Annotated in this window: 18 protein-coding genes; 10 read left to right on the top strand and 8 right to left on the bottom strand. The window is 62.8% G+C overall.

Translation table 11 applies throughout. The annotated features are described in order from the left end of the window. Positions 1-51: 51 nt before the first annotated feature. Together C9427_RS01195 and C9427_RS01190 are read left to right on the top strand one after the other, a co-directional pair. Positions 52-1308, top strand: coding sequence for a cytochrome P450 (locus C9427_RS01195; RefSeq protein ID WP_107647407.1), 1257 nt, complete (start codon positions 52-54; stop codon positions 1306-1308). 18 nt (positions 1309-1326) lie between these two features. Beyond that, positions 1327-2034, top strand: coding sequence for a transporter substrate-binding domain-containing protein (locus C9427_RS01190; RefSeq protein ID WP_245436941.1), 708 nt, complete (start codon positions 1327-1329; stop codon positions 2032-2034). A gap of 75 nt (positions 2035-2109) precedes the next feature. Here the strand turns inward: C9427_RS01190 and C9427_RS01185 are convergent, their stop codons facing one another. The 6 genes from C9427_RS01185 to C9427_RS01160 all read right to left on the bottom strand — a co-directional run bounded on the left by C9427_RS01185 (position 2110) and on the right by C9427_RS01160 (position 6454). Then, positions 2110-2460 (bottom strand): cupin domain-containing protein, encoded by a 351-nt coding sequence (locus C9427_RS01185; protein WP_107647553.1) that lies wholly within the window; start codon positions 2458-2460, stop codon positions 2110-2112. A 6-nt stretch (positions 2461-2466) separates the two neighbouring features. Next, complete coding sequence (locus C9427_RS01180; RefSeq protein ID WP_107647405.1) at positions 2467-3747, bottom strand: O-acetylhomoserine aminocarboxypropyltransferase; 1281 nt, start codon at positions 3745-3747, stop codon at positions 2467-2469. A 143-nt stretch (positions 3748-3890) separates the two neighbouring features. Then, positions 3891-4412 carry a CoA-binding protein gene (locus C9427_RS01175; RefSeq protein WP_107647404.1) on the bottom strand — a complete coding sequence of 174 codons (522 nt, stop codon included), beginning with the start codon at positions 4410-4412 and terminating at the stop codon, positions 3891-3893. After that, the gene (locus tag C9427_RS01170; RefSeq protein WP_107647403.1) at positions 4409-5185 is read right to left on the bottom strand and encodes an AAA family ATPase; all 777 of its coding nucleotides are present in this window, start codon (positions 5183-5185) and stop codon (positions 4409-4411) included. The genes C9427_RS01175 and C9427_RS01170 overlap by 4 nt, the downstream gene beginning before the upstream one ends. A gap of 10 nt (positions 5186-5195) precedes the next feature. Next, positions 5196-5618 (bottom strand): VOC family protein, encoded by a 423-nt coding sequence (locus C9427_RS01165; RefSeq protein WP_107647402.1) that lies wholly within the window; start codon positions 5616-5618, stop codon positions 5196-5198. Positions 5619-5638: 20 nt separating this feature from the next. Then, complete coding sequence (locus C9427_RS01160) at positions 5639-6454, bottom strand: enoyl-CoA hydratase (RefSeq protein WP_107647401.1); 816 nt, start codon at positions 6452-6454, stop codon at positions 5639-5641. 169 nt (positions 6455-6623) lie between these two features. On the opposite strand from C9427_RS01160, the gene C9427_RS01155 reads away from it, so the two are divergent. From C9427_RS01155 to rpsI, 5 genes are all read left to right on the top strand, one after another. Then, positions 6624-7079: a PaaI family thioesterase gene (locus C9427_RS01155; RefSeq protein ID WP_107647400.1), complete on the top strand. Its 456-nt coding sequence runs from the start codon at positions 6624-6626 to the stop codon at positions 7077-7079. A gap of 48 nt (positions 7080-7127) precedes the next feature. After that, complete coding sequence (locus tag C9427_RS01150; RefSeq protein WP_107647399.1) at positions 7128-7322, top strand: type II toxin-antitoxin system HicA family toxin; 195 nt, start codon at positions 7128-7130, stop codon at positions 7320-7322. A 19-nt stretch (positions 7323-7341) separates the two neighbouring features. Further along, positions 7342-7740 carry a type II toxin-antitoxin system HicB family antitoxin gene (locus C9427_RS01145; protein ID WP_107647398.1) on the top strand — a complete coding sequence of 133 codons (399 nt, stop codon included), beginning with the start codon at positions 7342-7344 and terminating at the stop codon, positions 7738-7740. Positions 7741-8013: 273 nt separating this feature from the next. Further along, positions 8014-8478 (top strand): 50S ribosomal protein L13, encoded by a 465-nt coding sequence (gene rplM / locus C9427_RS01140; protein ID WP_008875407.1) that lies wholly within the window; start codon positions 8014-8016, stop codon positions 8476-8478. A 1-nt stretch (position 8479) separates the two neighbouring features. After that, complete coding sequence (rpsI, locus tag C9427_RS01135; protein ID WP_107647397.1) at positions 8480-8956, top strand: 30S ribosomal protein S9; 477 nt, start codon at positions 8480-8482, stop codon at positions 8954-8956. A gap of 66 nt (positions 8957-9022) precedes the next feature. On the opposite strand, the gene C9427_RS01130 is transcribed toward rpsI, so the two are convergent. Further along, complete coding sequence (locus tag C9427_RS01130; RefSeq protein WP_107647396.1) at positions 9023-9931, bottom strand: LysR family transcriptional regulator; 909 nt, start codon at positions 9929-9931, stop codon at positions 9023-9025. A gap of 95 nt (positions 9932-10026) precedes the next feature. Between C9427_RS01130 and C9427_RS01125 the strand changes: the two genes are divergently transcribed. Next, complete coding sequence (locus tag C9427_RS01125; RefSeq protein ID WP_107647395.1) at positions 10027-10899, top strand: aldo/keto reductase family oxidoreductase; 873 nt, start codon at positions 10027-10029, stop codon at positions 10897-10899. 86 nt (positions 10900-10985) lie between these two features. On the opposite strand, the gene C9427_RS01120 is transcribed toward C9427_RS01125, so the two are convergent. Beyond that, complete coding sequence (locus C9427_RS01120) at positions 10986-12044, bottom strand: glycerophosphodiester phosphodiesterase family protein (RefSeq protein ID WP_107647394.1); 1059 nt, start codon at positions 12042-12044, stop codon at positions 10986-10988. A gap of 353 nt (positions 12045-12397) precedes the next feature. Between C9427_RS01120 and speB the strand changes: the two genes are divergently transcribed. Both speB and argC read left to right on the top strand, forming a co-directional pair. Further along, the gene (gene speB / locus C9427_RS01115) at positions 12398-13399 is read left to right on the top strand and encodes an agmatinase (protein WP_107647393.1); all 1002 of its coding nucleotides are present in this window, start codon (positions 12398-12400) and stop codon (positions 13397-13399) included. A 30-nt stretch (positions 13400-13429) separates the two neighbouring features. Next, positions 13430-14362, top strand: a complete 933-nt coding sequence (gene argC / locus C9427_RS01110) for an N-acetyl-gamma-glutamyl-phosphate reductase (protein WP_107647392.1) — start codon at positions 13430-13432, stop codon at positions 14360-14362. Positions 14363-14382 lie beyond the last annotated feature (20 nt).

Below are 14382 nucleotides of genomic sequence, written 5' to 3'. Positions count from 1 at the left end.
GGCCAACATACGGTCTGGCACCAGGCTGGCAAGGCGCGCTAAGGGTCAAGGATGATCCCAAACTATCTCGTTTTCGATCCTGCCACGCGGCGTCTGCGCCTCGACCCGCATGAGCCGGCCTTCGTCCAAAATCCTTACGAAGCCTATGCCTTCCTGCAAGGCGCAGCGAGCGCCTTCTTCTGGGAGAACTATGGCTTCTGGTGCTTTGGCGGCTTCGACGACGTCAATCGGCTGCTGCGCGACCGCCGCTTCGGGCGCCAGAACCCGGCCGGCATCCCCGACAGCCGCGGCATCGGCCAGGACCGCTCGCATCTCACCGCCTTCGACGGCATCGAGGCCAATTCGATGCTCGAGCTGGAGCCGCCCGTGCACACGCGGCTGAGGACACTGGTCAACCGCGCCTTCGTCTCGCGCCAGGTCGAGCGTCTCAGGCCGCGCGTCGAGGCGCTGGCCAACGAACTGATCGACCGTTTCGAACCAGGCGGAGTCGACCTGCTGCCTGCCTTTGCCTCACCCTTGCCGATCACCATCATTGCCGAAATGCTCGGCGTTCCCGTCGCCATGGGACCGCAACTGCTCGACTGGTCGCACCGGATGGTAGCCATGTACGTGCATGGCCGCACGCGCGAGACGGAAGAGATAGCCAACCGCGCCGCACGGGATTTTTCCGACTTTCTGCGCGGCTATGTCACGGAGCGGCGCAAGAAACCTGGCGACGACCTGCTGTCGCTGCTGATCGCGGCACAGGAGGATGGCCAGAAGCTTTCGGAGGACGAGCTGGTGTCCTCGGCGATCCTGCTGCTCAATGCCGGCCATGAGGCAACCGTCCACCAGACCGGCAATGCCGTGCGCACGATCCTTGCGCAAGGCGGCGATCCGCGCCGCTTCTTCATGTCAGCCGAGGCGACGGCCGCCGCCGTCGAGGAATGCCTGCGCTTCGATGCGCCGCTGCACATGTTCACCCGCTATGCCTATCAGGAGGTCGAGGTCGCTCCAGGCATCCTCGTGCGGCCGGGCGAGACGATCGGCCTGTTGCTCGGCATGGCCAACCATGACCCCCTGGCCTTTGCCGATCCCCTCGCCTTCGATCCCGAACGCGCCGACCAGAAGAACGTCTCGTTCGGCGCCGGCATCCATTTCTGCATCGGCGCGCCGCTGGCGCGGCTCGAATTACAGGTGTCGCTGAAGACGCTGTTCGACCGGCTGCCGGGGGTGCACGTTGCCGAACAGCCTCGCTTCCGCGACAGCTATCATTTCCATGGGCTGGAAGCGCTCGCCGTGAGCTTTGGAGAGCCCGATCCACGCTGAGGCCGTATGACCGAGAAGATGACATTCGCTTTTCTGCAGGAACCGCCTTTCTGCTTCACCGACGCTTCCGGGGAAGTCGCTGGCTGCGACACGGAGCTCGCGCGGAAGATTTGCCAGGTCTTGGGGTTAAAGGCCTTTTCGCCGGTCGAAACCGAGTTCGCCAGATTGCTTCCGGGATTGGCCAGCGGTGACTGGGACATGACCACCGGCCTGTTCATTTCGGACGAGCGCAAGAGAGCGGTCGACTTCACGCGACCGATCTGGGTGTTGCAGGACGGGCTGCTGGTCGCGAAAGGTAACCCACGTGAATTCTGGGGTTATCGATCCGTCGCCAGGGATGCTACAGCCCTGATCGGCGTCATAACAGGCCAGGTCCAACATCAGACGGCCTTGCAAAATGGCATTGCGCCGGAGCGGATAAGGATATTCGCCACGCAAGCGGGCGCGGCGGATGCGGTCGCGGCCGGTGCAGTGCATGCCTACGCAAGTGTCGCCATGGCGCATCGAGGCTATCTGGCCAATCGGCCCGATGCGCCGCTTGAAGTCGTCGACGTTCCGGCCGATGAAAAACAGCCGGCGGCCGGCGCATTTGCTCTCGCCAAGGACAATGCGATTCTGCGCCAGCGCATCGATTCCTGTCTGGGCGATCTGCTTGGCAGCGCCTGGCACAGGGAGATGATGCGCGGCTACGGATTTTCCGGCGCCGATGTCGATCGGCTTTTGTGAATTCGGCACGGCGACCTGTTTTTATGCATGTCGTTACCGCAAAACCGCTGCACACTTTTGCGCGACATGCATTAGTCAAAGCTTGATCACATACTCCTTGCGGGTCGTTTCAAGCACTTCCCAGCTGCCTTTGAAGCCCGGCCTGAGCACGAAACTATCACCTGCCTTGACGGTGCGCGCCTCGCCGCCTTCCTCCGCTATTATCGAGGCGCCCGACAGAATGTGGCAGAACTCCCATTCGTCATACTCGATGCGCCATTTGCCCGGCGTTGCCTCCCAGATGCCGGCGTAAAGGGCGTCGCCCTGTTCCTCGATATTCCAGGTACGGAACTTCGGATCGCCCGAAATCAGGCGATCCGGCGCCGGTGCGCCAAGTTCCGGTTCGACGCTCTCGATATCGACGGACAGAAATTTCTGCGCGGTCATGGCCATTCAGACCTTGGCCAGGGCCTGTTCCAGATCGGCGATGATGTCCTCGACATTCTCGATGCCGACCGACAGCCGCACCGTGTCCGGCCCGGCGCCCGCCTTGACCTTCTGCTCGTCGGACAGCTGGCGGTGCGTGGTCGAGGCCGGGTGGATGACCAGCGACTTGGTGTCGCCGACATTGGCGAGGTGCGAGAACAGTTCGAGCGCCTCGACGAACTTGACGCCGGCCTCATAGCCACCCTTCAGGCCGAAGGTGAACACCGCGCCCGCGCCGAGCGGTGAGTACTTCTTCTGCAGCGCATTGTTCTTGTCGCTGGGCAGGCCAGGATAGTTCACCCAGGCAACCTTGGGATGCTCGGACAGCCAGCCGGCGACCTTCACGGCATTGTCGCAGTGACGCTGCATGCGCAGCGGCAAGGTTTCCAGCCCGGTCAGGATGAGGAAAGCGTTGAACGGCGAGATCGCCGGGCCGATATCGCGCAGGCCGAGCACGCGCGCGGCGATGGCGAAAGCGAAATTGCCGAAGGTTTCGTGCAGGATGAGGCCGCCATATTCGGGGCGCGGTTCCGACAGCATCGGGTATTTGCCCGACTTCGACCAGTCGAATGTGCCGCCATCGACGATGGCGCCGCCGATCGAATTGCCGTGGCCGCCGATGAACTTGGTCAGCGAATGGACGACGATGTCGGCGCCATGCTCGATCGGCCGCACCAGATAGGGCGAGGCCAGCGTGTTGTCGACGATCAGCGGCAGGCCATGCTTGCGGGCGATGTCGCCGACCTTCTCGATGTCGACGAAGATGCCGCCCGGATTGGCCAGGCTCTCGATGAAGATGGCCTTGGTCTTGTCGTCGATCTGGCTCTCGAAGGTCGAGGTGTCGTTGGTGTCGGCCCAGCGCACCTGCCAGCCGAAATTCTTGAAGGCGTGGCCGAACTGGTTGATCGAGCCGCCGTAAAGTCTGGTCGCGGCAACGAAATTGTCGCCCGGCTGCATCAGATTGTGGAAGACGAGCACCTGAGCGGCATGGCCCGAGGCGACAGCCAGCGCCGCCGTACCGCCTTCGAGTGCGGCGATGCGCTCTTCCAGCACCGCCTGCGTCGGGTTCATGATGCGGGTGTAGATGTTACCGAAGGCTTTCAGCCCAAACAGCGAGGCGGCATGGTCGGCATCGTCGAAAACAAAGGAGGTCGTCTGGTAGATCGGCGTCGCCCGCGCCCCCGTCGCCGGATCGGGCTTGGCACCAGCATGGACTGCGAGCGTATTAAAACCGGGCGTGCGGGTCATCGAAAACCTCCCTTTTGAAACTCTCAGAAATCGCCGGGCATTCTTGGCGAAGCCCGGCTGTGAATGCAAAGAAGAAAATACCCTTCGGCGCGCGATCTGCGGCCGAAGTGAGAGAAAATTCACCGGCCTACGGAATTTTCTTTCTACTTCTGGCGAACGCCGAAACTCTGGAACCCCGACCGCATGATCGGCTTCTTCGACGACAAGACGCCGGAATTGACGCCGGTCCAGCCGATCTCGCCGGACAGCTTGCCGTATTCGATCTTGGGGCAGCGGTTCATCACCACCTTGATGCCGGCGGCCTCGGCGCGCGCGGCCGCCTCGTCATGGCGCACGCCGAGCTGCATCCAGACGACTTTCGGCAAGGGATCGAGCCGCAAAACCTCGTCGACGACGCCAGGCACAGCCGCCGAGCCGCGAAAGACGTCGACCATGTCGACGGGCTCGGGGAGATCGGCAAGCCTGGCATAGACGGTTCGGCCGAGGATTTCCTTGCCGGCCTGTCCCGGATTGATCGGGAACACCGAAAAGCCCTTGGCCAGCAGGTATTTCAATACGAAATAGCTCGGCCGTACATCATTGGCCGAAGCGCCGACCATGGCGATGGTCTTCACCGAATTGAGGATGCCGGCGATGTAGGCATTGTCGTATGTGTCGTGGTTCATGCCTCGTCCTCATACAGCGCTTCGGCGAGAAAACCATCCGGATCGTTGCAGAAATTGCGCATCATGCGGAAATGATCGGTATCACCGAAATCGGTCGGATCGAGGCCGAAGCGGCTGATACGGAACAGTCGAGCGCCGGGACAAGCCATCAGCAACGGCGAGTGTGTCGCCATGATCACTTGCGCGGTGCCCGACTGGTCCATCCGCCGCAGCAACTTGAGCAGTTCGATCTGGCGCGTCGGCGAGAGCGCACTTTCGGGCTCGTCGAGGATATAGATGCCTTGCCTGCGGCAGCGCTCCTCGAAGAAGCGGATGAACCCCTCGCCATGCGACCAGGACAGGAAATCCGGTGGCGCTTCGCCCGCGTCGAGCGCCGCCTGGTCGAGATAACGGGCCACCGAGTAAAAGGATTCGGCGCGGAAGAACCAGCCGGCGGTGACCTTCGGCAGCCAGTGGCCGCGCAGCGTTCCGGCAAGGGCCGCGCCGCTCTTGTCGATGGCGGTGGAATGGTCGACCGGCATGTAGCCCTTGCCGCCGCCGGCCTCATCGTAGCCGGCCAGCGCGCCGATCGCCTCGAGCAACGTCGACTTGCCGGTGCCATTCTCGCCGACGATGATGGTGATCGGCGTGGTGAATTCGAGTTCGAATTCTCGGCCACGAAAAATCGGCAGGCTCCAGGGATATTTTTCCCAGTCGGCAACCCGCGACGGCTCAAGCAGGATGCGCTTGAGATAAGGCGCCTTCAGCCGCGTCAGTTGCTTGCGAGGAGCCATGCGGCGGCGATCAGTCCGGCAGCGAGATCGTTCCGTCTTCCGCGATCGGAAAGGCCGGATTGTGCGCGACTTCCCAGACATGCCCGTCGGCATCGGCGAAATAGCCGTACCAGCCGCCCCAGAAGGCGCGGCCGGCCGGCTTGACGATGCGGCCGCCGGCCTTCTTGGCCGCCGCAAGCACCTCGTCGACCTCGGCGTCGGAGCGGGTGTTATAGGCGAGATAGACCGCTGACGGCACTCCGGAGAAGCTGACGCTGGAATCCTCCTCGGCGCTTGCGCGCGGAAACAGGCCGAGGATGACGCCACCCATCTGGAAGAAGGCGACGCCGTCGGTGATCCCGGCATGGCGTTTCAGCCCCATTCCCTCATAGAAACGTACGGCGCGGTCGAGATCGTCGGTGGCGATGGTGATGATGGAGATGCGCGGTTCCATGACTATTCGTCCGACCCAGCCTACTCGTCCGTCCACTGCGGCTGGCGCTTGCCGATGAAGGCGCCGATGCCCTCCTCGGCGTCGCGCGCCAGCATGTTCTCGACCATGACCCGGCCGGTGTAGGCGTAGGCGTCGGCGAGGCCCATCTCGGCCTGCGCGTAAAAGGCCTCCTTGCCGGTCTTGACCACCAAAGATGATTTGGAAGCAATGGTTTGCGCGTATTTGGTGACGATCTGATTCAGGTATTCGCGCGGCACGATGCGGTTGACGAGGCCAAATTCCTTGGCTGTCGCCGCGTCGATCGTCTCACCGGTCAAGAGCATCTCCATCGCGTGCTTGCGCGAGACGTTGCGGGAGAGCGCCACCATCGGCGTCGAGCAGAACAGGCCGATGTTGACGCCTGGCGTGCAGAATGTCGCCTCGTGCGAAGCGATCGCCAGGTCGCAGCTCGCGACCAGTTGCAGCCCGGCCGCGGTGGCCAAACCATCGACCTCGGCGATAACCGGCTTGGGATGGCGCACGATCGCCTGCATCAATGCCGCGCAAGCCGAAAATGTCTGTTCGAAGAATGCCTTGCCTTTGTCGGCGTCGGCCCGGTGCAAGGTGATTTCCTTGAGGTCGTGCCCGGCGCAGAACACTTTTCCGGCCGCCGCGAGGATGATGACGCGAACCGACTTGTCGGCCTTCGCGCGGTCGAGTTCCGCCGTCAGCGTCGCCATCACCGCCAGCGACAAGGCATTGGCCGGCGGACTGGCGAGCGTCAAGCGGAGCACCCCCCTGTCCAGCCTGGCGGCAACCGGGCCTTCGGGCGGCTTGATGGCGACGATTTCGGCCATGTTTTCCAACCTCTTTGTCGGCCTGCGGCATCGGATTCGCGGGCCATGGAACAAAAGAACTAGCACGCTGCCGATTGAAGAACAGCCACGAGCCGTGTTTTCTCCAACCCGACAATTGGCCCAGGTGTGCCGCTCAGGGCCCTGACCTGCTCCATATAGGAAACCGCTTATGCCCACCCAAGACAATCTCAAACCGGTGCTGACGGCGGCTGAAGTCAATGCGCTGATGACAACCGTCTATCCCCAGCTCAACGACCAGTTCACCTTCTACGAGGCGTTGGATGTGTTCCCGGGCGGCTGCACGGTGAGGCTCAACGCCGACGCGCGGCATCTGCGCCCCGGCGGCACTGTGTCCGGCCCATCGCTGTTCACGCTGGCCGACATTGGCGGCTATGTCTGCGTGCTTTCGCATGCCGGGCCGGATGCGCTTTCGGTCACCACCAACCTCAACATCAATTTCGTCCGAAAGGCCGAAGCCGGCCCGGTCGACGGCCATTGCCGCATCCTGAAGCTGGGCAAGACCCTTATGGTGTTCGACATCGATATCGTCGCCGGGCCGGATGGACATACGGTGGCGCATGCCACGGGCACCTATTCAATCCCGCCGAAGCGGGCGGCGTCCTGACAATTGAATTCTTCGTTTAATGTGTATATATATGCGCATAGGTGACCGTTGCTAGAACGTGACAGCCGCAAGATCGTGAAGCGCCTTAGGGATGAAGGGTTCGAGCTGATTTCCGTACGTGGCTCGCATCACAAATTTCGCAAAGGCGCGATCGTGTTGATTGTCCCCCATCCCGAGAAGGATCTGCCAACCGGTACCGCTCGCGCAATCGCCAAGCAGGCCGGCTGGATAAGGACGATCTGAAACGTTCGAGAGACACGCAATGAAGAATTATTTCGCCTTGGTCGACAAAGACCTCGACAGTGCCTTCGGCATCCGCTTCCCGGATATTCCCGGCTGCTTTTCGGCTGCGGACGATGCAGAAGATATCGTACCGAATGCGGTTGAAGCACTGCAATTGTGGGCGGAAGACATGCCCGTTCCCGAACCGTCGAGCCATGAAGCGATCCTTGCGCTTCCGGATATCCGCAGAGCGCTTGCAGAAGGCGGCTATCTGGTCTCGGTGCCACTGATCGACAATGACAGCGCCGTCGTCAGGGCCAACGTGACCTTCGAGCGCGGTGTTTTGCGAGCAATCGATGCGGCGGCGCGCGAACGCGGCATAACCCGATCTGCATTCCTCTCCAGTGCGGCCCGCAAGGAAATCGAGGCCAAGCATTAAACCTTACGGGCCTCGAGGTGGCGCCAACTCCATGTGGTAAAATAATACCTTCTACCTAATGTTTTGTTTTTGCTACATTTTTTCTGCCACCTCGATTCTCGTGCGCCTTGACGCAATCACTACCCTCCCCTATAAGCCCTCACGAAGCAGCGGCCCACAAAGGCCGCCGTTTTGTTATTGGCGACGGGCAAGCGCTTTTCGCCAATCCAAGCAACAAGAAACGCCTTCCCTTGTCGTTCGCGAATGGGAAGGTCCGAACCGAAAGCAGGAACCATGACAACCTTTTCGCAGAAGCCTGCGGATGTGGTGAAGAAGTGGGTGCTGATCGACGCCGAGGGTCTCGTCGTCGGCCGCCTCGCCACTGTCATCGCCAACCATCTTCGCGGCAAGCACAAGCCCACCTTCACTCCGCATGTCGACGACGGCGACAACGTCATCGTCATCAATGCCGACAAGGTGGTGTTCACCGGCAAGAAGTTCACCGACAAGGTCTATTACTGGCACACCGGCCACCCCGGCGGCGTCAAGGAGCGCACCGCGCGCCAGCTGCTCGAGGGTCGTTTCCCCGAGCGTGTCGTCGAGAAGGCCGTCGAACGCATGATCCCACGCGGCCCGCTCGGCCGTCGCCAGATGAAGAACCTCCGCGTCTATGCAGGCACGGAACATCCGCATGTCGCCCAGCAGCCCGTCACCCTCGACGTGGCCAAGCTGAACGCCAAGAACAAGAAGGCTTCGTAAGATGGCTGAGCTTTCCTCGCTCGCAGAACTCGGAACTGCAACCGGTAACATCCAGCCGGCCGCACCCGTCCACGTCCAGAAGCTCGACAAGTCGGGCCGCGCCTATGCCACCGGCAAGCGCAAGAACGCCATCGCGCGCGTCTGGGTGAAGCCCGGCTCCGGCAAGATCGTCGTCAACGACAAGGAATTCGCGTCCTATTTCGCGCGTCCGGTCCTGCAGATGATCCTCAACCAGCCGATCATCGCCGCCAACCGCTCGGGCCAGTACGACATCGTCGCCACCGTCATCGGCGGCGGCCTCTCCGGCCAGGCCGGCGCGGTGCGCCACGGCATCTCCAAGGCGCTGACCTACTACGAGCCGGCGCTGCGCGCCGTGCTCAAGAAGGGCGGCTTCCTGACCCGCGACAGCCGCGTCGTCGAGCGCAAGAAGTACGGCAAGGCGAAGGCCCGCCGCAGCTTCCAGTTCTCGAAGCGCTAAGCGCTACGCAGCTCAAACGTTCGAAAAGGCCGCCTCCGGGCGGCCTTTTTCTTTGGTCCCACCTTTTCAAGCATGATTGGCTCGCGCCTTGATGAAGTCGATGAATGCACGCAACGGCGCCGGCACGAGGCGCCGGCCGGGATAATAGAGGAACGGGCCCGAGAAGCTCTGCCACCAGGGTTCGAGGACGGGCTCGAGCGCGCCGCTGTCGAAGTAAGGGCGAAGCCAGTCCTCGAAAATACTGACGATGCCGGTGCCGGCGACGGCTGCATCGACTTTGAGATCAGCCCCTCCGCCCAGGGTCACGACAAGCGGTCCTGTCGGATCGACGCGCACCACCTCGCCGTCGCGTTCGAACTCCCATGGCGGCATCGCACTGCTGGCGAAGCGGCCGCGCAGGCAGGCATGGCCAAGCAGATCGCTCGGATGCTGCGGCCGCCCATGGCGATCGAGATAGGCAGGGCTGGCGGCGGTGGCGAAGCGCTGTACGCGCGGTCCGATCGGCACCGCGATCATATCCTGCTCCAGCCGCTCGTCGTAACGGATGCCGGCGTCGCAGCCGGCCGCCAGCACGTCGACAAAACTCTCCTCGGCGATGATCTCAAGCCGGATACCGGGATGGGTGGCGAGAAACCGCGGAACGATGTCCGGCAGCACCAGCCGCACCGCGCTGACCGGCACATTGAGGCGCAGCGTGCCTGCCGGCCGGTCGCGAAAGCCGTTCACCACGTCAAGTGCCGCCTCGACCTCGTTCAAAGCGGGCCCGAGCCGCGCCAGCAACCCGGCACCCGCATCGGTCAAGGCGACGCTGCGTGTCGTGCGATTGAGCAGCCTGACCCCGAGCTGAGTCTCCAGCCGGCGCACCGCCTCGCTCAGACCCGATGCGCTGCCGCCGCTTGCACGCGCGCCTTCGCGAAAACCGCCAGCGCGCGCCACCGCCAGGAAGGCATTCAGATCACCTAGTTCGACATTCACTGTTCGCTATTCCGCACAACCCGTGCAGATAATAGCGGATTATCAGGACAGCGCACAGCGGCTATTTCTGCCTCATCATTCGAAGGAGACAGACCATGTCCAGCATCGACAAGTCAGGCACATTCACTCTCGGCGACCGCTCCGTAAAACGGCTAGGCTATGGCGCCATGCAACTCGCGGGGCCGGGCGTTTTCGGCCCGCCCAAAGATCATGACTCAGCCTTGGCTGTGTTGCGCGAGGCGGTCGCAAGCGGCGTGAACCACATCGACACCAGCGACTTCTACGGCCCGCACGTCACCAACCAGATCATCCGCGAAGCGCTCGCGCCCTATTCCGACGACCTCACCATCGTCACCAAGGTCGGCGCCCGCCGCGGTGCCGATGCTGCGTGGCTCCCGGCCTTCTCTCCCGAAGAGCTGACCCAGGCCGTGCACGACAATCTGCGCAATCTCGGGCTCGACGTGCTGGACGTGGTCAACCTCAGGATCATATTCGATGTGCATGAACCCGCAGAAGGGTCGATCGAAGAACAGGTCGCGGCGCTGGCTGGGCTGCAGCAAAAAGGTCTGGTGCGTCACATCGGGCTGAGCAATGCCACCGCCGCGCAGATAAAAGAAGCACGGCGAATGGTCGAAATTGTCTGCGTGCAGAACCAGTACAATCTGGCGCATAGGGATGACGACCGACTGATCGACGAGCTAGCCCGCGACGGCATCGCCTATGTGCCGTTCTTTCCGCTCGGCGGCTTCAGCCCGCTACAATCGTCGACCTTGTCCAGTGTAGCGGCGCGCCTCGGCGCCACACCCATGCAGGTCGCGCTGGCCTGGCTGCTGCAGCGTGCGCCCAACATCCTTTTGATCCCCGGCACCTCGTCTGTCGCGCATCTCAGGGAGAACCTGGCGGCGGCGGAGTTCGAACTGTCGGAGGACACACTCAGGGATCTGGATGGCGTTGCGAAGGCGGCATGAGGGCGGACGCGACGGCCAGCGAGTGCTGAAGATTGGCGAAAGCCGGTCCCCCACGTGGGGAAGATCGGTAGCTTGCCGCGCTGCCCCTAGTTGATGCTTGCCGTGTTCGCCGGCTCGACCGGCCGCGCCTCGTCGGTATAGGGTATGCGGTAGCCGTTGGCGGCCAGCCAGTCGATCGCCGCCTTCGGCTCGTCGCTCTGGATGATGGTGGCGCCGCGCTCGGCCCAGAAACCCCAGGTCTCGGCAGGCAGGCTGGCCAGCACCGCCAGTTCGTCGCCGCGGCCACCCGAGAGGAACCCGCCCGGTTTGTTGACGATGGCATAGGTGTCGGCCCAGATGTGCCAGCCGCCTCGCACCGAGACGGCCCGCATGCGGGTGCTGAACAACGGCCCGCCGGTCTCGGTCAGCGTCTCGGCTCCCGCCCGCCAGTTGATCAGCTCGATCGCGCGCACCGAGAAGGCCCGACTGACCGTTTCGGCGAAGCGGGCGTCATGCACGGCATCGTCGGCGATGATCGGCATGAACTGGAAACCGCCGCCGATGGCCTCCATGGTGGCCTTGACCGTGGCAATCCGATCGGCATTCCACAGGTTCTCCTTGACGATCACCTGCTCGGCCATGCCGAGCTCGCGGGCGATCGCGATCATGCCTGGCAGAGCCTGGACATCGAGCTTGTTATCGAGGTTGATGAGGATCCGGTCCCTGGTCGCTGTCAGCATCTCGCGCAGCGTCGAGACCGTTTCGCCGGACACGGCGCCGGTGCCTTCGACAACCAGCCGGCATTTCCTGAGTTCCGCCCGCGTATAGTCTACCACCTCGCCCTTGCAGGTCGTCGTGCGGTCGAGCCAGCTGTCATGCATGACGACGAATTCGCCGTCCTTCGAGCGCCTGATGTCGACTTCGACGATTTCAGCGCCCATGGCGATCGAGCCCTCGACGGCCGCGAGCGAGTTTTCCGGGTAAAGCGTCTTGCCGGCCTGCATGCTGCCGGCGCGATGCGCGGCCACCATCACATGGTCGCGCCACTGGTTGGCGTGCTCGAAGCGATCGAGGATCTGCCTGGCATGGGTTTCACCGGCCGAGGCATGGCCAAGGGAGGCGGCCAGCGCGGCGGAAAACAGGAGGCCTTGCCAAATAGCCCGCATCGAGAATCGCTCCGTTCCGGATCGCAACCCGGTTAGGCGATGTGCGTGACAGGCAGGTGAACGAAGCCGGCTACGGGCTTTGCGCGGCTGCACGAAATAGCGCACGCATCCCGTGTCGGCATGGCACGGCCGCGCAGCATGGGGGCTGTCGCGCCACTGCAATCGAATCATGCTGAAACCACGTCAGCAGTTCACTGAGCGACATGCCGAGAGGAGAAAAGCGGTCTGCTTCATGACGACACAATCCCGTTTGGCGAGGCACGCGAACCGCCGTTTCCGCATCGCCAAGCTGTGACTAGCGTGTTGCGTGCCGGTTCTGTAGTTGTGGCAGCCCGACAAACCGAGGATCCGTAATGGCGAACCAAAACATCGACCACGCCTTCACCGCTCGTTCCAAGACGGGCGCATCCTTCGAGCCGACCTACGCCGGCGCGCTGTCGTTCATGCGACGCAAATATACGAAGGACGTGAAGGGCGCGGACGCGGTGGTGTGGGGCATCCCCTTCGACGCCGCCGTCACCAATCGGCCTGGCGCGCGTTTCGGGCCGCAGGCGATCCGCCGCGCCTCGACCATCCTCGACAATGATCCGCAATATCCGTTTTCGCGCGACCTGTTCGAACATCTGGCCGTGGTCGACTATGGCGATTGCCTGCTCGACAGCGGCAATCATCAGAAGACGCCCGGCACGATCGAGCGCGAGGCGGCAAAAATCCTGAAATCCGGCGCCTTTCTGCTGTCGCTGGGTGGCGACCACTTCGTCACCTGGCCGCTGCTCAAGGCGCACGCCGCCATCCACGGGCCGCTGGCGCTGGTGCAATTCGACGCCCACCAGGACACCTGGCCGGACGACGGCAAGCGTATCGATCACGGCTCCTTCGTCGGCCGCGCGGTGAAGGAAGGCATCATCGACCCCGACCGCTCGATCCAGATCGGCATCCGCACCCACGCGCCCGAAACGTTCGGCATCAAGATCCTCTACGGCCATGAAGTCGAGGAGATGCGCGCATCCGACATCGCCTATGCCATAGTCGATCGCACCGGCGGCAAGAAGACCTACCTCACTTTCGATATCGATTGCCTCGATCCAGCCTTCGCGCCCGGCACCGGCACGCCGGTCGCCGGCGGTCCGTCCTCGGCCAAGATCCTGTCGGTGCTGCGCCAGCTCACCCAGATCGACATCGTCGGCGCCGATGTCGTGGAGGTTGCGCCGGCCTATGATCACGCCGATATAACGGCAATCGCTGGCTCGACGGTGGCCATGCAGTATCTCGGGCTGCTGGCGGAACGAAAGGCCCGGCTTGAAGAGATGAGCAATGGCAATCCTGTTGCAGTGAATCACGGACAAGGCATATAGCTTTGAAATATCAGGGATTTTGATCAGGCAATGAAACCGAAAATCTTCATCGACGGCGAGCATGGCACAACCGGTCTTCAGATCCGGGCGCTGCTTGCCGAGCGTGGCGACCTGGAGATCATCTCGATCCCGACCGAGCGCCGCAAGGAAACGGCAGCCCGGGCTGAATTCCTCAACGCCGCCGATGTCGCGATCCTGTGCCTGCCGGACGATGCGGCGAAAGAGAGCGTTTCGCTGATCGCCAACGACACCACCAAGGTGATCGACGCCTCGACAGCGCATCGCGTCGCCGAGGGGTGGGAGTATGGTTTCGCCGAAATGGACAGGGACCAGGCGAAAAAGATTGCCAGCGCGAAGCGCGTCGCCAATCCGGGCTGTTGGCCACAAGGACCGATCGCGACGCTGCGGCCGCTGGTGACGGCCGGGCTGTTGCCACCGGATTTCCCGGTCACCGTCAACGGCATTTCGGGCTATTCCGGCGGTGGCCGCCCGATGATCGAGGATTATGTCGCCAAGGGCGAGGATGCATCTGAATTCCTGCCCTATGGGCTGACCCTGCAGCACAAACATGTGCCGGAGCTCCGGACTTACGCGAAGCTCTCGCACGATCCGATCATGCAGCCGGCGGTCGGCAATTTCGCGCAAGGCATGATCACCGTGGTGCCGTTGCAGCTCGGCGGCCTCGACCATGTGCCGACCGGCGCCGAGCTATACGCGGCAATCGCCGATCACTTCTCGGGCATCGAGGGCGGTGTGGTCGAAGTGGCGCCCTACGCCCATCTGGAGCGCGTGCCGGAGATCGATCCGGAAGCCTATAACGGCACCAACCGGATGAAGGTCTATGTCTTCGCCAATGACAAACGCGCGCAGGCGCTGCTTCTGGCGGTCTATGACAATCTCGGCAAGGGCGCTTCGGGCGCCGCGGTGCAGAACATGGATTTGATGCTCGGCCTCAAGCATTGAGCTCGGGGCATTGAGTTCGG

Source organism: Mesorhizobium helmanticense, assembly GCF_003034915.1.
In the GTDB taxonomy this organism is placed as follows: Bacteria; Pseudomonadota; Alphaproteobacteria; order Rhizobiales; family Rhizobiaceae; genus Mesorhizobium; species Mesorhizobium helmanticense.
This window is presented reverse-complemented; position numbering and strand designations above follow the sequence as displayed.